This is a genomic window from Dehalococcoidia bacterium, assembly GCA_030648205.1.
Lineage (GTDB): Bacteria > Chloroflexota > Dehalococcoidia > JAUSIH01 > JAUSIH01 > JAUSIH01.
The window spans coordinates 23,197-41,501 of sequence record JAUSIH010000033.1 but is presented as its reverse complement, the minus strand read 5'-3'; the positions used below and the strand labels follow the sequence as shown (position 1 = coordinate 41,501).

The window sequence follows — 18,305 nt, the reverse complement described above, 5'->3', positions numbered from 1 at the left end:
GGTGATTAGGTAAGGTTTGGCACAAAATCGCAGAGGTACTGAACTAACCGAGGGAAGATGTCCTCCTGGCGATGATTGTAGCGGAACTCCAGTTCCTTGAGGTACAAAGGGAAGCGTTGGGGAGACACCCCATGATGCTTGGCCAGCCTCTCTTTGGCGTAGCTCCAGAATCCCTCCAAGCCATTGATGGAGACCCGCCCTTGGGCGAAGTGCGTACCATGGTCAATCTTCAGATGCCGGTAGCCACAAAACATGAGGGCATCATAGACCTGGTATTTGTCCGTGTACACGATGCTCCCCCGGCGGACCTTCTTGACCGTCAAGTCCAGGAGGGTTTCCGCGCGGACGTTGGGTACCACACTCACCGAGACCTGCCCGTCCCGTTCCAGGATACCAAAGACCGGTACTTTGCCTGCTGCGCCCCTGCCGCGCTTGCCTTTGCGCCTTCCGCCAAAATAGGCCTCGTCCAACTCTATCTCACCACTCAGGAACTGGCCGCCATCAGGGGCATGGGCCAGGATGGCCAAGCGCAGGGTAGCAATAGCTTTGTAGACGGTCTTGTAGGTCAGCCCCAGTTGAGTGGCCGCCTTGCGGGTGGAAACCTCCAACTCAAAGAGCTTCACTAAGCGCAGCCATTGGCCATGGGTGAGGCTCCCCGTGTTGATCCATCGGCCGGTACGGTCGTGAAACGTATAGCCACAGCGGGCGCAGCGTCGCCGCGCGTCCAGGAGGCTGTACAGCCTCCTGGACGTACATCGGGGGCAAAACCGCTGATGGTTTTTCCAGCAAAATCCCAACACATACTTTTTCGCTGTTGACTCGCTCTTCACAAGCTGTTCATAGCTTTGCAGGTCCATGGCACCATCCTACTCCTGGTGCCAGACCGTACTCAATCACATTGGTTTTTTGTTCGGGGGCCGGTGCGTGGGCCGGTGCGTGAGTATTGGTAATCGTGGGGGAAAGTGCTATACTCTCCACCCGATGCCGACGGGCTTTGTGGAGGTCGGAGCCCCGCAGCCGCTATAAGAGTGCCCTAGAAAAACCTCACATACGAGACTCCGCACCTTAGGAGAAGACGACAGCGCAAGAGGGAAACGAAAAGCCCCCAGCCCACCCGCGGGGGTGAGCTGGGGGAAGATGAACTCCAACTAGACTTTCCGGTACAACTGGACTGCTTGCTTCACCTTCTCGCCAATCAGCTTCTGGGCAGGAACGGGGACACCCGCTCCATAGCGGCATACCTTTCTCCGCTTGTTCTTGGACAGGCGAGAGAAGGGCGCCCCCACGTCGATGTGCAGTCTCATGTAGGAGCCGGAGATACGAACGGTGAGCACCGTCGTATTCCTGAGCGCGTCGTAGGAATAGCCCATGACATAGAAGTCGGGGCGCTCTGAGACGTGGACGTCCCGCTTGACGGGGTCATAGGGTTCCCCGCCGCAGCGCACCGCAGCGCCGGTGCACGGCACGGCGAGCGCTCGGCGTTGCAGAGTCTCGCAGGTAACGAGATGTCGAAACCACTACACTGGAACCAAGACCTTCAGGAGGCGCCATGGGCACGATCACTACGCACCTGCATGCGAGCACCAAGGAGTTCATTGAGGGAATCGCCAAGTCGTTGCACAAGATGGCGGGCGGCCTGCGGGCCGAGTCACATTACCTCAAGCCTATTGTCATTGAAGACGTTATCGCGGACATGGACGCCTTTGACATCGAGAAGTCGGTGCTCCTGCCCCTGGACATGCGCTCCACCGGTGACGGCTACGTTCCCAACGACCACATTGCCGCGTTAGTCCGCAAGCACCCCGATCGCCTGATTGGCTTCTGCTGCGTTGACCCCCACATGGGCCAGGAGGCCATCCGCGAGCTGGAGCGCAGCATCAAGGTGCTTGGCCTGAAGGGGCTGGGCGAAATGGACGGCACCAAACAGGACTTCATCCCCTCCGACGCGAAATACTTCCCTCTGTATGACCGATGTCAGGAGTTGGACATCCCGGTGGTATTCCATACGGGCAACTCCCCCGGTTACCCCATTGATCAGGCGAACCCGGTGCATATTGACCGCATCGCCTACAACTTCCCCAAGCTCCGCCTCTGCATAGCCCACATGGGCTGGCCCTGGGCCGATGTCGCCGCCGCCATCGCCTGGAACAAGCCCAACGTGTATCTGGACATCAACGCCATCCGCCTCAAGTACCTGTCGCCGGCGGTGGTCACCATGATGAACACGGTGATTCAGGACAAAGTCCTCTTCGCCCACGACTATCCCGTGTTCCCTACCGCCAAGATGGTCAAGGAGTTCGAGGAGCTGCCGCTGAAACCGGAGGTCAAGAAGAAAATCAGGGAGGACAACCCCCGGCGCTTTCTGGGCCTGTGAAGCGGCGGAGTTCTGGCCCCTGGTGTGGTGTTCCCAAAATTCGCCGTCAATGTCATTGCGAGGCCCGACGAAGGAGGGCCGTGGCAATCTGGCTGCGGGGCACACCCTTCCTCCAGATTGCTTCGTCCTCCGGCTTGCCGGAGTCCTCGCAATGACAAATCATAAGCGTATTTCAGAAACGGGACACTAGCGTGCCCGCGCGCAGCGACAGAGAAAGATGACGAGAAAAGCCCTGGAAGGACTCCGCGTTATCGAATACGGTTCCTTCATATCCGCGGCATATTGCTGCAAGCTGATGGCGGACCTGGGCGCTGACGTCGTCAAGATTGAGCACCCCGACGGTGGCGACGAGGCGCGGCGACATGGCCCCTTTCTTCAGGACCAGCCGCACCCGGAGCGCAGCGGCCTCTTCCTGTACCTCAATCTGAACAAGCGGAGCGTGACCCTCGACACCGCGACGCCCACAGGCCGGACGCTCCTGGGTGAGTTGGTCGGCAAAGCCGATATCCTGGTGGAGAACTGGCGGCCCGGGTTCCTTGTGGGGCGTGGCCTGGACTATGAGCGGCTGCGGAAGCTCAACCCCGAACTCATCATGACCTCCATCAGCCCCTTCGGCCAGACCGGTCCTTACAGCGGCTATGTGGCCTACCACCTCAACGCCTCCGCGGTGGGCGGTGTCTGCACCGTCGGCGAGCCGGACCGGGAGCCTCTCGCCTATCCGCTGTTTCAAGGACACTATCAGGCCGCGGTCCACGCGGCGGCGGCGACGCTGGTCGCTGTGCTGCAGCGCGACTTCGAAGGCGGCGGCCAGCACGTTGACATCGCTGAGGCTGACGTATGGGCCAGCTATCACGGCGGCGGCGGCCTCATGGCTTTCCTGTACGAGGGCCGCGTCAAGATGCGCACCGGCCACCGCACAATGGGCTTCTATCCCTGGTGCGTCCTCCCGTGCAAAGACGGCTTCATCAGCGAGATCGCCGTCCAGGGCTACCAGTGGAAGCGTTTTCTGGAGCTCATGGGCGGCGGGAGCGTGCCGGACTGGTACGCCCGTGACCCGCGCTTCCAGGACCGCCTGGAAATCAGCCGAAAGTACGCCGACGAGATGGATCAGCTACAGGCGCCATTTCTCATGGAGCACACCAAGGAAGAGCTCTTTCAGATGTGTCTTGAGCGCCGCATCCCGTTCGCTCCGTTGTACACCGTTGATGAGGTAGTCAACCACTCCCATCTGCAAGCCCGTCGCTATTTTGTTAAGATGTCGAGGGAAGATACAGGCCCTCTCATCTACCCGGGCGCGCCGTACAAGCTGTCGGAAACTCCCTGCGCGTACACGCGCCCTGCCCCCCAGCTCGGCGAGCACAACGCCGAGGTATTCGGCGAAATCGGCCTGTCCCCGCCAGACCTGGTGGGACTCCGTCGCGCCGGTGTCATCTAGCAAAAGGAGAGACCAGAAGGTTGTCCGCGGATAAGTACCCCTTGAAGCGATTCCGGGTCATAGACTTCGGCACGGTCATCGCCGGGCCTCTGGCCGCGCGCATCCTCGGAGACATGGGCGCGGAGGTCGTCAAAGTGGAGACCTCCAGCCGTCTGGACGCCCTCCGGATGAGCGCGGACAACGTCGCGAAAGATCCGGAAAAAGACCCCATGTACCACACCATCAACCGCAACAAGATGTGCGTCACGGTGGACATGGCGAATCCAAGGGGACAGGACATCCTTCGTCACCTCGTGGCTGTGAGCGACGTCGTCATCGAGAACTTCTCGCCTCGAGTCCTGTCCAGGCTCGGCCTGGACTACCTGGCTCTGCGGCGCTACCGGCCAGACCTTGTCATGATCTCCCTGTCCGGCGCAGGCCAATACGGTCCGCTGCGCGACCTGCCGACGTATGGGCCGACCGTGGGCGCGCTTGCGGGGCTGGACGCTCTGGCGGGCTATCCAGGCGAGCGGGCGCTCGGCACCCAGGGCGTCTACTGCGACCCCAGCGCAGCCGCTCACGCGGCCTTCGCGGTCCTCGCGGCGCTCCGGCACCGCAACCGCACCGGCCAGGGCCAGTACATTGACCTGGCGCAGTGGGAGACGTCGATAAGCGTGACTGGCGAGGCCATCATGGAATACACGATGACGGGCCGCAGCCCGACGGCGCTGGGGAACCTCCATCCCCGTATGGCGCCGCACAACACGTACCGGTGCAAGGGCGATGACAAGTGGGTCGCCATTGTGGTAGCATCTGACCACGAATGGCGGCGACTGTGCGAGACCATCGGCCAGCCTGACCTGGCGGCGGACAAGCGCTTTGCGGACCCCTTCCAGCGACTGCGCCACCGCGGTGAACTCGACGCCATAATCGCCGCGTGGACGCGCGACAGGGAACCGTACGAAGTGACGGAAATACTCCAGCGCGCCGGCGTGGCCGCGAGTCCCGTGCTGGATACCGGCGAGCGCTACTTCGACCCTCAGCTCCAGGCGCGGGGCGTCCACGTGGAGGTTGAGCACCCCGCCACGGGCACGGATATCATCTACGGCATCCCCTGGAAAATGAGCGGCGCGCCGACGGACGTCCGGACACCCGCGCCATTGCTGGGTCAGCACAACGGGTATGTGTTCGGAGAAATCCTGGGCATGGGCGGCGACGCGGTCCAACAATTGGCGGAGCAAAAGGTGCTGACGTAGCGTCATGACGCCCGTGGAGGCGCGCACCGGTAGACACGTGTAAACTGCTCAGCGAACGCTGCGGATACAGGACAATGTGAAGGAGGACTCATGGGCAAGTACAAGTACGTCATCTACGAGAAGGAAGGGAACGTCGCCACCATCACGTTGAACCGTCCGGAAAAGCTCAACGCCATCGTGATGCTTGGCTACGGCGAGGACTATCAGGACCTGATGCGGGCCCTGGACGAGGCGGCGGAGGACGACGACGTAAAGGTTGTGGTCCTCAAGGGCGCGGGCCGCGCGTTCTGCTCGGGTCAGGACCTCTCGCAGGTGGGCTTCGTGTACGGCTTCGGCACGGGCAAGGCGGGGGAGCGGCGGCCCAGCCAAAGGGCGCGGCTGCGGCTGGACCGCAAGGGATTTGAGGGGCTGTTCCGCATCCTGCTGCACCCCAAGCTGACCGTGGCCCAGGTGCACGGGTATTGTCTGGAGGCCGGCCTCGTCCTCGCCATGTTCTGCGACGTCACTATCGCGGCGGATGATTCCATCTTCGGTTTTCCGGGCCAGCGGCTCGGCTTCGCGGGCAGCGGCGAGCCGGACATACAATTCCTGGCGCTCACGATAGGGTTGAAGCGCATGCGCTACATGATGCTGACGGGCTACCGTTTCGGCGCCGACGAGGCACTGCAGATGGGCCTGGTGCAGGAGGTCGTCAAGCGAGACAAGCTGCAGGAGCGTGTGGACACCGTTGTAAACGCCCTCTGCACACTGCCCAAAGACGGCATCGCCATCGGCAAAGCGCATCTCCATATGATCTATGACAGCCTGGGCGTGACCAGCGGACTGTCCCAGGGGTACATCATGCACACCATGTTCACAAACCTCCGTTTCGAAGAGGGCGAGTGGAACTACTTCAAGTCCCGGCGCGAGACGGGCGCCCGAGACGCCTTCCATAAGAAGGACCAGCTCTGGAAGGCGTTCGAGGATACGAGAAAATAGCCCGGAGGGCCGCTCGCGGATAAACCGCTAACGGAAGCGGCGTGGGCGTGGCGTGTCGGGCCGAAAAAGGCTGCCGAGCTATGCTATCGCACCGGGACGATCATATCGGGCCGGGAGGCAGTGGAGATCGGCTGGGCGAACCGGGCGGCGCGCGGGATGGCGTCGTAGCGCGTCGCGACGACGTGCCGCGCAAGTGCAGAGATGGGGACAGGCGTCAGGCATGGAGCGCCTCCTGCGGTGGGACTGCGGCAGAGTATAGCCGCAAAAGGTGAGACGCGCTACTGAGACTTACGACTATCCCCCTCGGTCCCCCTTCCTTTCCTGGAAGGGGAATAAGGGATGCTGGGGGTGACCCCCAGTGCCCCCGTCAATCCTTCCAGGGAAGGACTGGGCTCCCTCGTGCTGGAGATTCCAGACGAACCTCTTCCGTAACGAAGCGTTAGGAAGCACTACACCAGCGGTAGAGCGTCAAAGCTACCAGGAGGGACGCTGCTTCTTGGAGAAGGCGTCCACCCCACGAGCGGCGGACTGGCGCATGTCAGAACGGTGGGCGGCGAAGGTCTCGCTGATGCGGGATGCCTCGCTGGCCTGGCAGGCGTCAAGGAGGTTCCTCCGCGACTGTTGTACGGCGTTGGGCGCGTTCTGGGCAATCCGACCTGCGATTTCCATCGCTGCCTCCAGCACCTGGTCGTCCGGCACGACGCGGTTGACAAAACCGGTCTCGTACGCCCGCCGCGCCGTGATCGGGTCGCCGGTGAGAAACATCTCCATCGCTATGGCGCGGGGGACATTGGCCGCGGCGAAAGGCGAACCCAGCGACGCCATGCCTACGATCACCTCCGGCATCCCGAAGGTGGCGCTCTCCGCCGCTACGAGAATGTCACAGTCCATCGCGACAAAGTCGAGGCCCGCGCCCACGGCTGGGCCGTTGATGGCGGCTACCACAGGCTTCGACTGCGCACGCGGAGAGAAGCGGTTGGGGACCATGGTCTGGAGGGTCGTGGGGGCTATCTTTCCCTCCACCATCTCCTTCATATCCAGGCCCACGCAGAATGCGCGCCCGGCGCCGGTGAGCACCGCGACCCGCGCCTCCATGTCCTGGTCAAGCCGCGTCCACGTGGCGGCCATCTCCTCCAGCATCGCCAGGTTGATGGCGTTGAGCTTGTCCGGCCGGTTGAGGGTGACCAGCACCATGCGCCCTTGGGATTCGTATTTAACGAGGGACATGCCGGCTCGCTTTCGCCCTCCCTTCAGACCGCGTACATTATAGCCCAAGCGCCTGATATTGCAATGCGGCATTCTGCGTGGGCGGACGAAGCTCGTAGCTCACCTGAGCGCACTCCATTCGTTAACGAGCGCACGTTTCGACTTGGTCTTGACAATCCCCAGCCCCGTAGCTACACTTGCCGTGGCGTTCGCCCATTCCGTTTCGTAAAGGCAAAGCGATATGGCCCGCAAAACGACTCCGACCGGCCCCCTCAAAGGCGTCCGCGTCTTCGATATGACCATTGCCGCGGCCGGCCCCTGGGCGACCATGCTTTTGGGCGCTCTCGGCGCGGAGGTCATCAAGATCGAGGCGCCAGAGCCGGGGGACATGATTCGCAGCGTCCTCCCGAACAAGAAAAAGATGAGTGTTGTCTATGCCCAATGCAACATCAACAAGAAGGGCGTCGTCCTGAACCTCAAGCGGGAAGACCAGCGAGCCGTCGCACTGGAGCTCGTCAAGACGTGCGACATCCTCGTTGAGAACATGACGCAAGGCACGGCGGCGGAACTGGGTTTCAGCTATGAGGTAGTATCCCGCCTGAACCCGCGCATCATCTACTGTTCGTCCAACGCGTACGGTTATATCGGCCCCATGACGAAGTGGGGAGGGAACGATCCCACCACTCAAGCGTTCACAGGCTGGGCCTCTACGCAAGGCCCTCCCGGTGGGCCTGGCGAAATCCTCCGCTACTACGCCCATAAGGACATCAACACCAGTTCTCATATAGTGGCCGGCATCCTCCAGGCGCTCATCCACCGCGCGCGCACCGGCCAGGGCCAGCGTCTCCATCTTTCGATGGCGGAGTGCTCCCTTGCCCTCCAGGGGACGCGCCTGGCGGAGTACTTCGCGACGGGCAAGCAGCCGCCGCCGATGGGCACCGCCTGCCCGACCATTGTTCCCAGCGAGGCCTTTCGGTGTCAGGAGGGCAAGTATCTGGCAGTCGCGGTGGTGGAGGACAGCCAGTGGCCGCGCCTGTGCCGGGCGATAGGCCGAGAGGACCTGGCCGGGGACCCGCGCTTCGCCACCAATCCACAGCGCGTGCAGAACCGCGACGTCCTGGTCCCGCAGCTCGCCGAGACCTTCGCCACAAAGCCAACCGCCTGGTGGGTCTATCGCCTCACCGAGGCCAGAGTCCCTCATGGACAGTTCCTGGACTATCAGGCCCTGCTGGAGCATCGGCAGGTGCTGCGGAACGGGCTGATCGTCCCTATGGACACACCCTGGGGCACTATGTACATGGGCGGCGTTCCGTGGAGCTTCGGGAAGACGCCCGCGTCCTTTTTCAAGGGCACGACGCCCGGCGGGGCCACGGAAGAGGTAGCGCGCAGCCTGGGATTTGACCTCTCGTCGCCTACCGCTGAGCCGGTGCGGGTGACCTCCGCCAAATAGGGGCCTCTCGCCTGACCGTGAATCCTTCATCCTCCGGAGCAAGGAAGGCTACATGGGAGCGCTGGACGGGTTCGTAGTCCTTGACCTGACGCAGGGCCTTTGCGGCCCTTCCTGCACGATGCAGATGGGCGACGCGGGCGCCAAAATCATCAAGGTGGAGCCTCTCTCTGGAGACTGCGCCCGCGGCTACGGCCCGCCGTTCGTGAACGGCGAAAGCCCTGCGTTCCTTTCACTCAACCGCAACAAGGAGAGCATTGCCCTGGACATCGCCGCGGCTCAGGGACGGCGCGTCCTTCAGGCCCTGGCGCAGAAGGCCGACGTCGTTGTGGTGGAGGACATCGGCGCGGGCAGCGCGAAGGACCTGGGCGTCAGCTACCGGTCACTCCGGCGCAAGAAGCCGGGAGTCATCTATTGCGAGATTACGGCGTTCGGCGACGAAGGCCCCCTGGCGGGCATGGCTGGCGCCGAGTTGCCCGTGCAAGCCATGTCCGACTACTGGGGATCGCTGGGGGTCATCGGCCAGCCGCCCATCCGCGTCGGCGCGGACATCGCCAGCGTCAACGCCGGCACCTTCGCCTTCGAGGCCATCCTCGCAGCCCTGTACCATCGCGAGATGACCGGAGAGGGCCAGCGCGTCTCCGTCAGCATGCTGGGGGCGCTGCTGCACATGCGCGGTATCATCTGGGCCGCCATCAGCGACCCGGACGAGTGGATCGGCTTCCACTGCGACACGTATATCAAGCCGCCGGAGCAGGGCTACAAGACCAAGGACGGTCGCATCTACTTCATGCTCCGGCGCGGCTCCCAGGAGGACTTCGACAAGCTGGCGCTGGACCTGGGCGTGGAGGAGGCGTTCACGGACCCGCGCTTCCAGCAGGCGGGGCGCAACGCGACGGGGACAGGAAAGTGGGCCTATCTCGTGAAGCACATCTGGGAGCGGGGTTTCAAGGACAAGACCAACGATGAGTTGATCGCGCTTATCCGAGGCCACAACGGCGAGGCCGTGCCGGTGAACACCTACGAATCCCTCATGCGCCATCCCCATATTCAGGCGCTCGATCCTTTTGTGGAGGTCCAGCACCCGAAGGCCGGCGCGGTCAAGATGCCCAAAATCCCGTGGCATATGGACGCCACGCCCGGTTCCATCCGTCTGCCGCCGCCCCTGCTGGGCCAGCACACGGATAGCATCCTGGAGTGGGCCGGGCTCAGTCCCACGCGGGTGGCCCGGCTGCGCAAGGCCAGTGTAATCAAATAGCAGCGCGCCGTCTCCAGCGACATTTTACGGAGGTTGTTCATGCTCAAGTTTGTCGCCCTGTACAACGTCAAAGAGGGCCGTACCGTGGAGGAAGTGGAGAAGTACCTGAACGAGGCCCATTTCCCCCTGGTGCGGAAGCTGCCCGGCCTGCGGAAGTTCGAGAGCGGACGCATACGGCCCTCCAAGAAGAAACCCCTCCCCTACTACCGCGTAAGCGAGATGTGGTTCGACAACATGGATGCGTTGCGGGCGGCCTTCGCCTCCCCTCAGGAGAAAGAGATAGAGGCGGACACCCGGTTCTACGATATGATCGACAATCTGACCCAATTCGTTTGTGAGGACCTGCACTCTTAGCCGCGGAAGCAGCAAGCCCTCTCAGGAGGTCACCAGCACATGGGGAAAGTCGCACAAGCCCTTAGCGGTCTGGCGGCTGCCGTGGCCGCAAACCCGCGTGCGCAGCGCGCCGCCGAGACGTGGTCCGCCGTCGTGCAGTTCGAGGTCGCCGGGGAGCGACAGCCTCTGCATCTGATCGTTAGCCAGGGCAAGCTGACCGCCGGAGAGGGACAGCATGTGAAGCCTGACTTTGTCGTGGCGGGTCAGGGGACCGCCCTCATTCGTGTGCTCTCCGGCGAGGTGGACATCACGCATCCCATCGCGCAGGGCGACCTGCGCGTCGTTCGGGGCAGCTACATCGAACTCATCAACCTGAGCCGCATCGCCCTCGCGGCTCGTGCCCGGAGGTAGCCGTGCGACGTGTTGCTATTGTCGGCGTGGGGCAGATACCATTCAAGGCCCGCTATCCGGACCTCAACTACCAGGAGCTGGCGTTCGCCGCCACCAAGAATGCCCTGGAGGACGCCAGGCTCACCACCAAGGACATAGATAGCGCCGTCTACGGCATCTACAGCGACATGCTCATGCACCAGATGACCAGCGACAACATGGTGCATGACTACCTGGGCCTGCGGGGAAAGCCGGGCCTGCGGGTGACTGCGGGCGCCTCCACCGGCTGCTATGCCGTCCGAGCGGCCTTCGCGGAGGTCGCGTCGGGCCTGTCTGACGTGGTGGTGGTGGTGGGCGTCCAGAAGTCCGCGGACCTGGTCAATCCCGCGAACATGCATCGCGGCGAGGGCGTGATGATGTCCGAGTCCATCACCCACGACGTGGTGTGGCAGCACCCCTATACGCCCATGCCGCCCGCGGCGTGGGGAATCATCCTGACGGCGCACATGAAGCGCTACGGCGGCCCTACGCCCGAACAGATGGCGAAAGTCTCGGTCAAGAACCACGAGAACGCCTTCAACAATCCGAACGCCCAGCTCCGGCTCCACATGACCGTGGATGACGTGCTGAACTCCCGCATCATCGCCTGGCCCAGCACCATGTACATGTGCTGTCTGTTCAGCGAAGGCGCGGCTGCTCTTGTCATAGCCAGCGAGGACAGGGCGCGCGCCCTCACCAAGAAGCCGGTCTGGATAACGGGCGTCGGCACCAGCCATGAGGCATCCACGCCTGACATGAGCGCGCGCAACTTGGGACGCACCCTCGCCATCAGCGGCGCCGCCCGCCAGGCGTACAGGATGGCGCGCGTCCGCAAGCCGGCGCAGGAGTTCGACGTGGCGGAGGTCCACGACCTCTACAGCGGCCTGGAGATTCTGGCGTACGAGGAATTGGGCTTCTGCAAGGTGGGCGAGGGCGGGCGACTGGTGGACGAAGGGTTCACCGAGATGACGGGGCCGCTGCCCGTGAACCCCAGCGGCGGACGGGTGGCCTGCGGGCACATCGCGGGGCCGTCCGAGGTGTACAGCGTCGGCGAAGTGGCGCTCCAGTTGCGCGAGGACGCGGGAAAGCGGCAGGTGCGCTTACGCAAGGGCCGGGGCGTCGTGGAGAGCGTGGGCGGCCCATCCGCCTCTTTGGGCGCGGTCATCGTTCTGGAAAGGTGATACCCGCCATGAACATGGAACCGTTTGAAGTCCGGGACCGCATCTATAACGACTACCTCTATAGCTATGGGGGCATCTCTCCCTTCTTCCGAACGCTCAAGGATGACGCCAAGCTGACAGGCACGCGCTGCGCCACGTGCGGCAAGGTGTGGTGCCCTCCGCGTATTGATTGCAGCGATTGCTACAGCAAGACCGCCTGGGTGGACCTGCCGGGCACGGGCACCGTGCGGGGCGCCATCGAGGTCTTCTACGTGCCCTCGAACTATTCCTTGCACCAGCACGTGGACATGCCCTACGTCCTGGCGTTGATTCAGCTTGACGGCGCGGATACGTGCATCTACAACACCGTCTTTGTCGGGCCGGTCCGCATCGGCGCGGTGAAGCCGGGGCTGCGCGTGCGCGCCGTCTTCCGCGAGAAGCGCGAGGGCCGCCTGACCGATTTCTACTTCGTGCCGCTCAAGGGCAAGTAGCCGACTTTCGCGCTAAAGGGAAAGGCCCGCCGCACGAAGCGGCGGGCCCACCACGATGCGCCCGAACTCGCGCTCCCCGATGCGATTGCAAGGGGACAACAGCGACTCATGCAAAGTGTTGGCCTATTTGTCCATGCGTGTCTTCTGGAGCAAAAGGCTACTCAGAGAACCTTTGAATTGCAGTATTGATGGCGCACGCAACCACGTCTCCGTTCTCCACTACGAAGGTCGGCGTACTAACGCGGTTCGCCAGATGCAACCGAATTCCATCGGAGAAGACCTCGACTTGGAGCAACCTCTTGTAGGGCATTTCAACACTGCGCTTCGAACCTAAGAACACAACGCGATGGGAAGTAACAGACAATGTGCCCTGGTCTTGTGTCTGCCACTCCGTCCCCACAACGACGCTCCTGCCCTTTGTTCCACCGACGTGGTAACGAACGCCTTTGACGATTCTAAAGGAAAAACCAGAGTAGCTTCCCTGATACTCTCGGATTGCAACTTGCTTCAAAAGTGCAGCAACCATTTCTATGTGGCCGACCTCGCCTTTTTTCAAGAGAAGCGAAGCCTTATTCAGAATGGGCATTCTCCCATCGTTCATTCGTCCTATCGTTAACCGAAACAACAGATCACGGAAGTCCTTCTCAATGCGTTCCTGAGTTACTCCAAGAATAGGAGCTATAGTCGAGAGCTTGTTTTCCTCATCCTGTGTAAGAACATCGTCTGCCAATAATTGCAGGGTAAAGTCATGGAAGGCGCTGTCGCAGATTAATCGTTGCTCTCCATCAGTGAGTTTGGCTTCCGTAGCCCACGTGCGCAGCAGGCTTGCAGCCTCCTCTCGGCCTATCTCACCAGTCCAAAGTTGCTTCGGGATCGCACTGTATTTCTCTTTTGCAATTTGAACAAGGCGCTTTTCTTGTTCTTTTTGAGCTTGTTCTCGTGCTGCTTTTTGGGCTGCGCATTGGTTACAGAGAATACGGGCAAAGATGCGGCCTTCGATGAAACCCAAAGGTTTACCACATGCGCTGCATTTGCTCGCCATTTTGCCGCCTCCTATTGCATGATGAGGCCGTCGTACAAGAAGACCGTTCTCCTTTCGATCCAATCATAGTACGCTCCGAGTGACAACGGGCACACTTCCTTGCATGTGTTGGCTGGTTTCGCAACTAGGCTTGGTTGTACGTAATCACCAGCCGCCCAACGTGCTTCTTGCGCTCCATCTCCCGGTGGACGTCCGCGATCTGCGCGAGCGGGTATGTCTTCGCGATGACGGGCTTGATCTTGCCCTCGTGGAGCAGGCACAGGCAGTCCTCCAGCTCAGACCGGTGCGCAGCCCCCGACCCCTGAAGCGTCGTCTCCTTGCGGAACATCCACGCCGCGCTCACGGGCAGAGTGTCGCCGTAGAACTCGCCGATGAGCACATAGCGCGCATGGTAGCCCATCGAGCGGAAGGCCGACTCGAACACCGCCGACCCGACGGTGTCAATGACGACGTCCACCCCGTGGCCGCCCGTCAGCGCCATCACCTGCTTGTGGTAGGGCTTGCCGCCGGTCACCACCACCTCGTCGGCGCCCAGTTGCCGCAGCGCCTCCGCTTTATCCTCGGACGTCGTCGCGGCGATGACGCGCGCGCCCGCCAGCCGCGCGAGTTGCACCGAGTGCGCGCCTATCCCGCCGCTGGGGCCCGTCACCAGCGCCGTCTCCCCGACGGCCACGCGGGCGGCCCACCGGACGCCGCGCAGCGCGATGCCCACCGCGCACCCGCAGATGGCGGCGTGCTCGAAGGGCATCCCCTCCGGGATTTTGACCAGGCTCTCCTCGTTGATGGCGGCGAACTCGCCGTAGCCGCCCTCGTTCATGTCGCCGTTCGGGCAGTGAATCTCGTCGTCGCGGCGGCAGCGCTCGCAGACGCGGCAGCTAGATTTGTTCGTGCAGGTCACCCGGTCGCCGACCTTCAGTTCATGCGCCCTTTCGCCCAGCTCCACCACCTCGCCCGCTATCTCGTGCCCCAGCACCTGGGGGGGATGGTAGGACTTGTGGGTGAGGTCCGGGCTGCGGACGACGACCTCGTGATTGCAGACGCCGCATGCCCGCACACGCACCAGCGCCTGGCCGAATCCCGGCTTCGGAATGGGCCACTCCTCGACGCGGAGTATCTCGGGGCCGCCCTTCTGCCGAAGCACCGCGGCCTTCATTGTGCCCTTGTTCATGTGCTGCCCTTTCTACAAGCTATCCCGAAAACCCGCGGCTGGTATCCGCTCATGGTTCGACAAGCTCACCACGAGCGGGATTTCCCGCTCACCCTGAGCTTGTCGAAGGGTGAGGACGCACTTTCGGGATGATTCTTAGTGCGCTGGGTTATCTTGTTTCCCGCCAGGCCCCCTCGGTCTGAACTTCACCAGTGTGATCTCGTCGGTCACGTCCTCGAACTCCGCCTCCACCGACATCCCGATGCGGATGTCCTCGTTGCGCACGCCTACGATGTTCGTGGGGACGCGCGGCCCCTCCTCCAGGTCCACCAGCGCCACGTTGTACGGCAGGCGGCTCTGGAACCAGGGATGGAACGCCTGATGGCAGATGGCGAACGAGGCGACGGCGCCGCGGCCGCTCATGCGGGACCACTCGGCGCCTTCCGAGTGGCAGACGGGACATAGCGCCGCAAACGGATAGCGCACGTGGCCGCAGTCCCGGCAACGCTGCATCCGCAGCTCATGCTGCCGTGTATAGCGATAGTACGGCTCGTAGAGAGGCGTGATGGATGGCAGTGGCGGCTGTTCGTTCGTCACAGGCTATTCTCCGGCTGGCTCATCCGCCGCGAAAGATGATGGATACGCCGGGACCCAATGTGTACTGGACCAGACGGGCGTTGGGGGCCTGGCGTTCTCCACACTCGCCCCGCGCCTGCCTGACCGCCTCGGCCAGGTGGTTGAACCCGCCGAGCATCCCTTCGGAGAGATGACCTCCATGCGTGTTCACCGGCAGGTCGCCGCCCGGCTCGATGCGCCCGCCTTGAATCCAGCCCAGCGCCTCGCCCGGCGGGCAGAAGCCGAAGTCTTCGAGGTCGAATATGACTTCCGGCGAGAAGCTGTCATAGATCTCCACCACGTCTATGTCTTTGGGTTCAACTCCCGCCATCTCGTAGACAGCCCGATTCACGCGCCGCGCGTCGCGGGACAGCGACTGTTGCGCGACGCCCATGTTGCTGCGCGAGAATATCACCCATTCCTTGCCCCCCTGCATGCCCTGCATGCCGGAGAGGTACACCGGCGGCTTGCGGCAGGCGCCCGCCCGGTCCGCCGAGCTCACGATGAGGGCTACCGCGCCGTCGTTCACCACCGCGAAGTCGTAGAGCCGCAGAGGCTCGACCACGAAGCGCGCCTTCTTGTAGTCGTCCAGGGTGATGCGCTGGCGATAAACGGCGTCCGGGTTCAGAGAGGCATGCTTGCGCTGCGCCACCGGCACGGCGCCCAGCAGCTCCGGTTTGTAGCCGTAGAGATGGCAATAGCGCTGGAAAGCCAGTGCGGGCAGCGTCCCCGGGTGGATGATGCCGTACTCCGGGGCCTCCCAGTGTGGCCCTCCTCCGGCGCGGTAGGCCTCGCCGCTGCCGCCGCGCACGGTGCGGGTCCTGACGGCGTGCGAGCTGTAGCCCGCGATGCACAGGACGTTGCGGGCCAGTCCCGCGTGCACTACCATGGCCGCCCACTCAAGAATGATACCCGACATCCGGCCGTGCGACCAGGTCTGGCTGCTCCACTGGACGTCAATGCCCAGGAGCTGCGGGAGACGGTCGCACTCCGCGCCGCCCGTGTTGACGATGAGTCCGTCCACTTCTTCCTTCTTCAGCCCGCTGTCCTCCAGCGCGGCCTTGAAGGCGTGCGACATCAGGGTCAGGGCGTCCACTTCCAAGTTGCGTCCGATGACGCTTTTGCCCACCCCCACCACCGCCGCCATGGCGCGCAGGTGCTGCACACGCATGTCTATTCCGCGGTCCACGCCGGTGAAGTGAGTCGCCCGGATGGGATCACGCGCGCTTGAGACGCGGGTCCAGAACGTCGCGCAGGGCGTCGCCCAGGAGGTTCACGCCGAACACGCTCAGGCTCAGGGCCACACCGGGAAAAACGGCGAGCCAGGGGGTCTGTTCGATATACGTGCGGGCCAGGCCTGAGAGCATGTTCCCCCAGGACGGCCAGGGCGGCGGCGTACCCACCCCCAGGAAACTCAGCGTGGCTTCCACGACAATGGCCCAGCCGAGTTGGGCTGTGGCCAGCACGATGTAAGGCGCCACGCACTGAGGCAGAATGTGCAGGAACATGATGCGCGTGTCCGTGGCCCCTACGGCTCGCGCGGCTGTTACGTACTCACTTCCCTTGACAGCCAGCACCGCGGAACGCACTACTCGTGCGCCTTGAGGAAAGAGCACGACGCTCACCGCTATGACGACGTTTTCGGCGGAGGATCCCAGCACTGTGACGACCAGGAGAGCGAGAACCAGAATGGGGAAGGCCATGATAGTATCCACGGCGCGCTGGATAATCGCGTCCACGTGCTTACCAAAGTAGCCGCTGATCAGGCCAGTGATGCATCCCGCGGTGGTGCCTATAGCGACTGAGAGAACACCCACGTAAAGCGAGACCTGCGCCCCGTAGAAAATGCGGCTCAAGATGTCTCTCCCCACGTGGTCCGTTCCCAAGAGAAACTCTCGTCCAGGGGGGGTGAAACGCTTGTCCGCAAAGACGTCAATAGGGTCGTAGGGTGAGATAACCGGTGCGGCCACCGCAATGAACACCATCATCAGCAGCAGCAAGGCGCCGAGGGCGCCCAGAGGCTTGCGCTGAGCGAAGCGGACGAGCGCCATGATGGGGAGTCCCCTCCGATGGAGAGGGCGAAGAGCCTGCTCTTCCGCGACGTGCGCCTGAGACGCGCTCATCGGGTGCATCCTGGATGCGGAAACCTCTTTGCCACGGGGACCTCTTTAGCTATAGCGAATTCGAGGGTCCAGCAATCCATAGAGGAGATCCACCACGAGGTTCACAACAAGAAACCACAAAGACATTATCAGGATCACCGTTTGGACAATAGGGTAGTCCCTGAAGACGAGGGCATCAATAAGCTGGCTGCCCATACCTGGCAGAGAGAAGATCGTCTCGGTTACGACAGTACCCCCCAGGAGCTGCCCAAACTGCATGCCGCTGATGGTGATGACGGGCAACAGGGCGTTGGCCATGGCGTGGCGCATGACGACGACTTTTTCTTTGAGCCCCTTGGCCCACGCCGTCCGGACGTAGTCCTGGCGGAGTACTTCCAGCATGCTGGAGCGGGTCATCCGACTGACCACCGCGGAGAAGTAGTATCCCAATACCGCCGCTGGCCAGACCATCTGCTGCAGGTTCTTGAAAGGGTCCTCCCAGAAATTCACAAAGCCAATGGGAGGTATCCACCGAAACACGAGCACCAGCGCCAGAATCACCAGAGTGCCCGTCCAGAAGGTGGGTAAGGTAAGCCCCCCCACGCTGAAAAAGCGGAAGAAGTAGTCCACCCATGTATCCTGGCGCATGGCGGAAAGAATACCCGCGGGCAATGCGAATAGAAGGGAGAACAAAAGGGTGAGGACCGCCAACTCCAGGGTCAGCGGCAACCGGCGGCTGATTTCATCGAAGACGGGGCTGTGTGTCCATATCGAGTTCCCCGCGTCCAGCCGCACGAAGCCGGAAATCCAGGTCAAGTATTGCTCCGGCAAGGGTCTGTCCAGCCCCAACTCCTTTCGGACCCGCTCAATGTCCGCTGGCGTAGCGCCCGCGGCAGTTCCACCCGGTCCCGAGATGACCAGCGAGGCCACGTCTCCAGGAAGCACCCGCATGATGGCGAAGATGATAATCGAGACGGCGATCATGACGGGGACGAACTGGAGGAGCCGTCGAATGACGTACAGCCGCATAACGTGCCCTCAGTAAGAAAGTCC

The 18,305-nt window shown here is 62.6% G+C and carries 19 protein-coding genes; 10 read left to right on the top strand and 9 right to left on the bottom strand.

Going from position 1 to position 18,305, the window contains the following annotated elements:
* Positions 1-5: 5 nt before the first annotated feature.
* A complete protein-coding gene (locus Q7T26_03630) occupies positions 6-857 on the bottom strand; it encodes an IS1595 family transposase (GenBank protein ID MDO8531249.1) in 852 nt (283 codons plus the stop codon).
* 291 nt (positions 858-1,148) lie between these two features.
* Entirely contained in the window at positions 1,149-1,466 is a 318-nt protein-coding gene (locus Q7T26_03625; GenBank protein MDO8531248.1) for a hypothetical protein, read from the bottom strand.
* Positions 1,467-1,549: 83 nt separating this feature from the next.
* Here Q7T26_03625 and Q7T26_03620 point away from each other — a divergent pair, with 83 nt between their 5' ends.
* The 4 genes from Q7T26_03620 (at position 1,550) to Q7T26_03605 (ending at position 6,022) form a co-directional block, all read left to right on the top strand.
* The gene (locus tag Q7T26_03620; protein ID MDO8531247.1) at positions 1,550-2,374 is read left to right on the top strand and encodes an amidohydrolase family protein; all 825 of its coding nucleotides are present in this window, start codon (positions 1,550-1,552) and stop codon (positions 2,372-2,374) included.
* Positions 2,375-2,591: 217 nt separating this feature from the next.
* Positions 2,592-3,809 carry a CoA transferase gene (locus Q7T26_03615; GenBank protein ID MDO8531246.1) on the top strand — a complete coding sequence of 406 codons (1,218 nt, stop codon included), beginning with the start codon at positions 2,592-2,594 and terminating at the stop codon, positions 3,807-3,809.
* 41 nt (positions 3,810-3,850) lie between these two features.
* Positions 3,851-5,044 (top strand): CoA transferase, encoded by a 1,194-nt coding sequence (locus Q7T26_03610; GenBank protein MDO8531245.1) that lies wholly within the window; start codon positions 3,851-3,853, stop codon positions 5,042-5,044.
* A gap of 90 nt (positions 5,045-5,134) precedes the next feature.
* The gene (locus Q7T26_03605) at positions 5,135-6,022 is read left to right on the top strand and encodes an enoyl-CoA hydratase/isomerase family protein (protein MDO8531244.1); all 888 of its coding nucleotides are present in this window, start codon (positions 5,135-5,137) and stop codon (positions 6,020-6,022) included.
* Positions 6,023-6,496: 474 nt separating this feature from the next.
* Here the strand turns inward: Q7T26_03605 and Q7T26_03600 are convergent, their stop codons facing one another.
* On the bottom strand, positions 6,497-7,249 hold the full coding sequence (locus tag Q7T26_03600) for an enoyl-CoA hydratase/isomerase family protein (protein MDO8531243.1): 753 nt from the start codon (positions 7,247-7,249) through the stop codon (positions 6,497-6,499).
* A gap of 220 nt (positions 7,250-7,469) precedes the next feature.
* Between Q7T26_03600 and Q7T26_03595 the strand changes: the two genes are divergently transcribed.
* From Q7T26_03595 to Q7T26_03570, 6 genes are read left to right on the top strand one after another with little or no spacing between them, the layout of a single operon-like run.
* A complete protein-coding gene (locus tag Q7T26_03595; GenBank protein MDO8531242.1) occupies positions 7,470-8,678 on the top strand; it encodes a CoA transferase in 1,209 nt (402 codons plus the stop codon).
* Positions 8,679-8,730: 52 nt separating this feature from the next.
* Entirely contained in the window at positions 8,731-9,933 is a 1,203-nt protein-coding gene (locus Q7T26_03590; GenBank protein ID MDO8531241.1) for a CoA transferase, read from the top strand.
* A gap of 39 nt (positions 9,934-9,972) precedes the next feature.
* A complete protein-coding gene (locus Q7T26_03585; protein MDO8531240.1) occupies positions 9,973-10,287 on the top strand; it encodes an EthD family reductase in 315 nt (104 codons plus the stop codon).
* 39 nt (positions 10,288-10,326) lie between these two features.
* Positions 10,327-10,677 carry an SCP2 sterol-binding domain-containing protein gene (locus Q7T26_03580; protein ID MDO8531239.1) on the top strand — a complete coding sequence of 117 codons (351 nt, stop codon included), beginning with the start codon at positions 10,327-10,329 and terminating at the stop codon, positions 10,675-10,677.
* A 2-nt stretch (positions 10,678-10,679) separates the two neighbouring features.
* Complete coding sequence (locus Q7T26_03575; GenBank protein ID MDO8531238.1) at positions 10,680-11,876, top strand: thiolase family protein; 1,197 nt, start codon at positions 10,680-10,682, stop codon at positions 11,874-11,876.
* Positions 11,877-11,884: 8 nt separating this feature from the next.
* Positions 11,885-12,346, top strand: a complete 462-nt coding sequence (locus Q7T26_03570; protein MDO8531237.1) for a Zn-ribbon domain-containing OB-fold protein — start codon at positions 11,885-11,887, stop codon at positions 12,344-12,346.
* Positions 12,347-12,503: 157 nt separating this feature from the next.
* Here the strand turns inward: Q7T26_03570 and Q7T26_03565 are convergent, their stop codons facing one another.
* The 6 genes from Q7T26_03565 to Q7T26_03540 form a co-directional block, all read right to left on the bottom strand.
* Positions 12,504-13,388, bottom strand: a complete 885-nt coding sequence (locus tag Q7T26_03565; protein MDO8531236.1) for a hypothetical protein — start codon at positions 13,386-13,388, stop codon at positions 12,504-12,506.
* A 124-nt stretch (positions 13,389-13,512) separates the two neighbouring features.
* Positions 13,513-14,556, bottom strand: a complete 1,044-nt coding sequence (locus Q7T26_03560; GenBank protein MDO8531235.1) for a zinc-binding dehydrogenase — start codon at positions 14,554-14,556, stop codon at positions 13,513-13,515.
* Positions 14,557-14,691: 135 nt separating this feature from the next.
* The gene (locus tag Q7T26_03555) at positions 14,692-15,132 is read right to left on the bottom strand and encodes a Zn-ribbon domain-containing OB-fold protein (protein MDO8531234.1); all 441 of its coding nucleotides are present in this window, start codon (positions 15,130-15,132) and stop codon (positions 14,692-14,694) included.
* A gap of 19 nt (positions 15,133-15,151) precedes the next feature.
* Complete coding sequence (locus Q7T26_03550; protein ID MDO8531233.1) at positions 15,152-16,321, bottom strand: thiolase family protein; 1,170 nt, start codon at positions 16,319-16,321, stop codon at positions 15,152-15,154.
* A 46-nt stretch (positions 16,322-16,367) separates the two neighbouring features.
* Positions 16,368-17,273, bottom strand: coding sequence for an ABC transporter permease (locus Q7T26_03545; GenBank protein MDO8531232.1), 906 nt, complete (start codon positions 17,271-17,273; stop codon positions 16,368-16,370).
* Positions 17,274-17,318: 45 nt separating this feature from the next.
* Complete coding sequence (locus Q7T26_03540) at positions 17,319-18,281, bottom strand: ABC transporter permease (protein MDO8531231.1); 963 nt, start codon at positions 18,279-18,281, stop codon at positions 17,319-17,321.
* Between the last annotated feature and the right edge of the window lie 24 nt (positions 18,282-18,305).

Excerpts from the sequence above, each read along its gene's own strand:
- Q7T26_03545 (MDO8531232.1), bottom strand. The coding sequence starts at position 17,273 with ATGAGCGCGTCTCAGGCGCACGTCGCGGAAGAGCAGGCTCTTCGCCCT.
- Q7T26_03570 (MDO8531237.1), top strand. The coding sequence starts at position 11,885 with ATGAACATGGAACCGTTTGAAGTCCGGGACCGCATCTATAACGACTAC.
- Q7T26_03550 (MDO8531233.1), bottom strand. The coding sequence starts at position 16,321 with ATGCGTGTGCAGCACCTGCGCGCCATGGCGGCGGTGGTGGGGGTGGGC.
- Q7T26_03565 (MDO8531236.1), bottom strand. The coding sequence starts at position 13,388 with ATGGCGAGCAAATGCAGCGCATGTGGTAAACCTTTGGGTTTCATCGAA.
- Q7T26_03540 (MDO8531231.1), bottom strand. The coding sequence starts at position 18,281 with ATGCGGCTGTACGTCATTCGACGGCTCCTCCAGTTCGTCCCCGTCATG.
- Q7T26_03615 (MDO8531246.1), top strand. The coding sequence starts at position 2,592 with ATGACGAGAAAAGCCCTGGAAGGACTCCGCGTTATCGAATACGGTTCC.
- Q7T26_03580 (MDO8531239.1), top strand. The coding sequence starts at position 10,327 with ATGGGGAAAGTCGCACAAGCCCTTAGCGGTCTGGCGGCTGCCGTGGCC.
- Q7T26_03595 (MDO8531242.1), top strand. The coding sequence starts at position 7,470 with ATGGCCCGCAAAACGACTCCGACCGGCCCCCTCAAAGGCGTCCGCGTC.
- Q7T26_03585 (MDO8531240.1), top strand. The coding sequence starts at position 9,973 with ATGCTCAAGTTTGTCGCCCTGTACAACGTCAAAGAGGGCCGTACCGTG.
- Q7T26_03630 (MDO8531249.1), bottom strand. The coding sequence starts at position 857 with ATGGACCTGCAAAGCTATGAACAGCTTGTGAAGAGCGAGTCAACAGCG.
- Q7T26_03620 (MDO8531247.1), top strand. The coding sequence starts at position 1,550 with ATGGGCACGATCACTACGCACCTGCATGCGAGCACCAAGGAGTTCATT.
- Q7T26_03590 (MDO8531241.1), top strand. The coding sequence starts at position 8,731 with ATGGGAGCGCTGGACGGGTTCGTAGTCCTTGACCTGACGCAGGGCCTT.
- Q7T26_03600 (MDO8531243.1), bottom strand. The coding sequence starts at position 7,249 with ATGTCCCTCGTTAAATACGAATCCCAAGGGCGCATGGTGCTGGTCACC.
- Q7T26_03560 (MDO8531235.1), bottom strand. The coding sequence starts at position 14,556 with ATGAACAAGGGCACAATGAAGGCCGCGGTGCTTCGGCAGAAGGGCGGC.
- Q7T26_03605 (MDO8531244.1), top strand. The coding sequence starts at position 5,135 with ATGGGCAAGTACAAGTACGTCATCTACGAGAAGGAAGGGAACGTCGCC.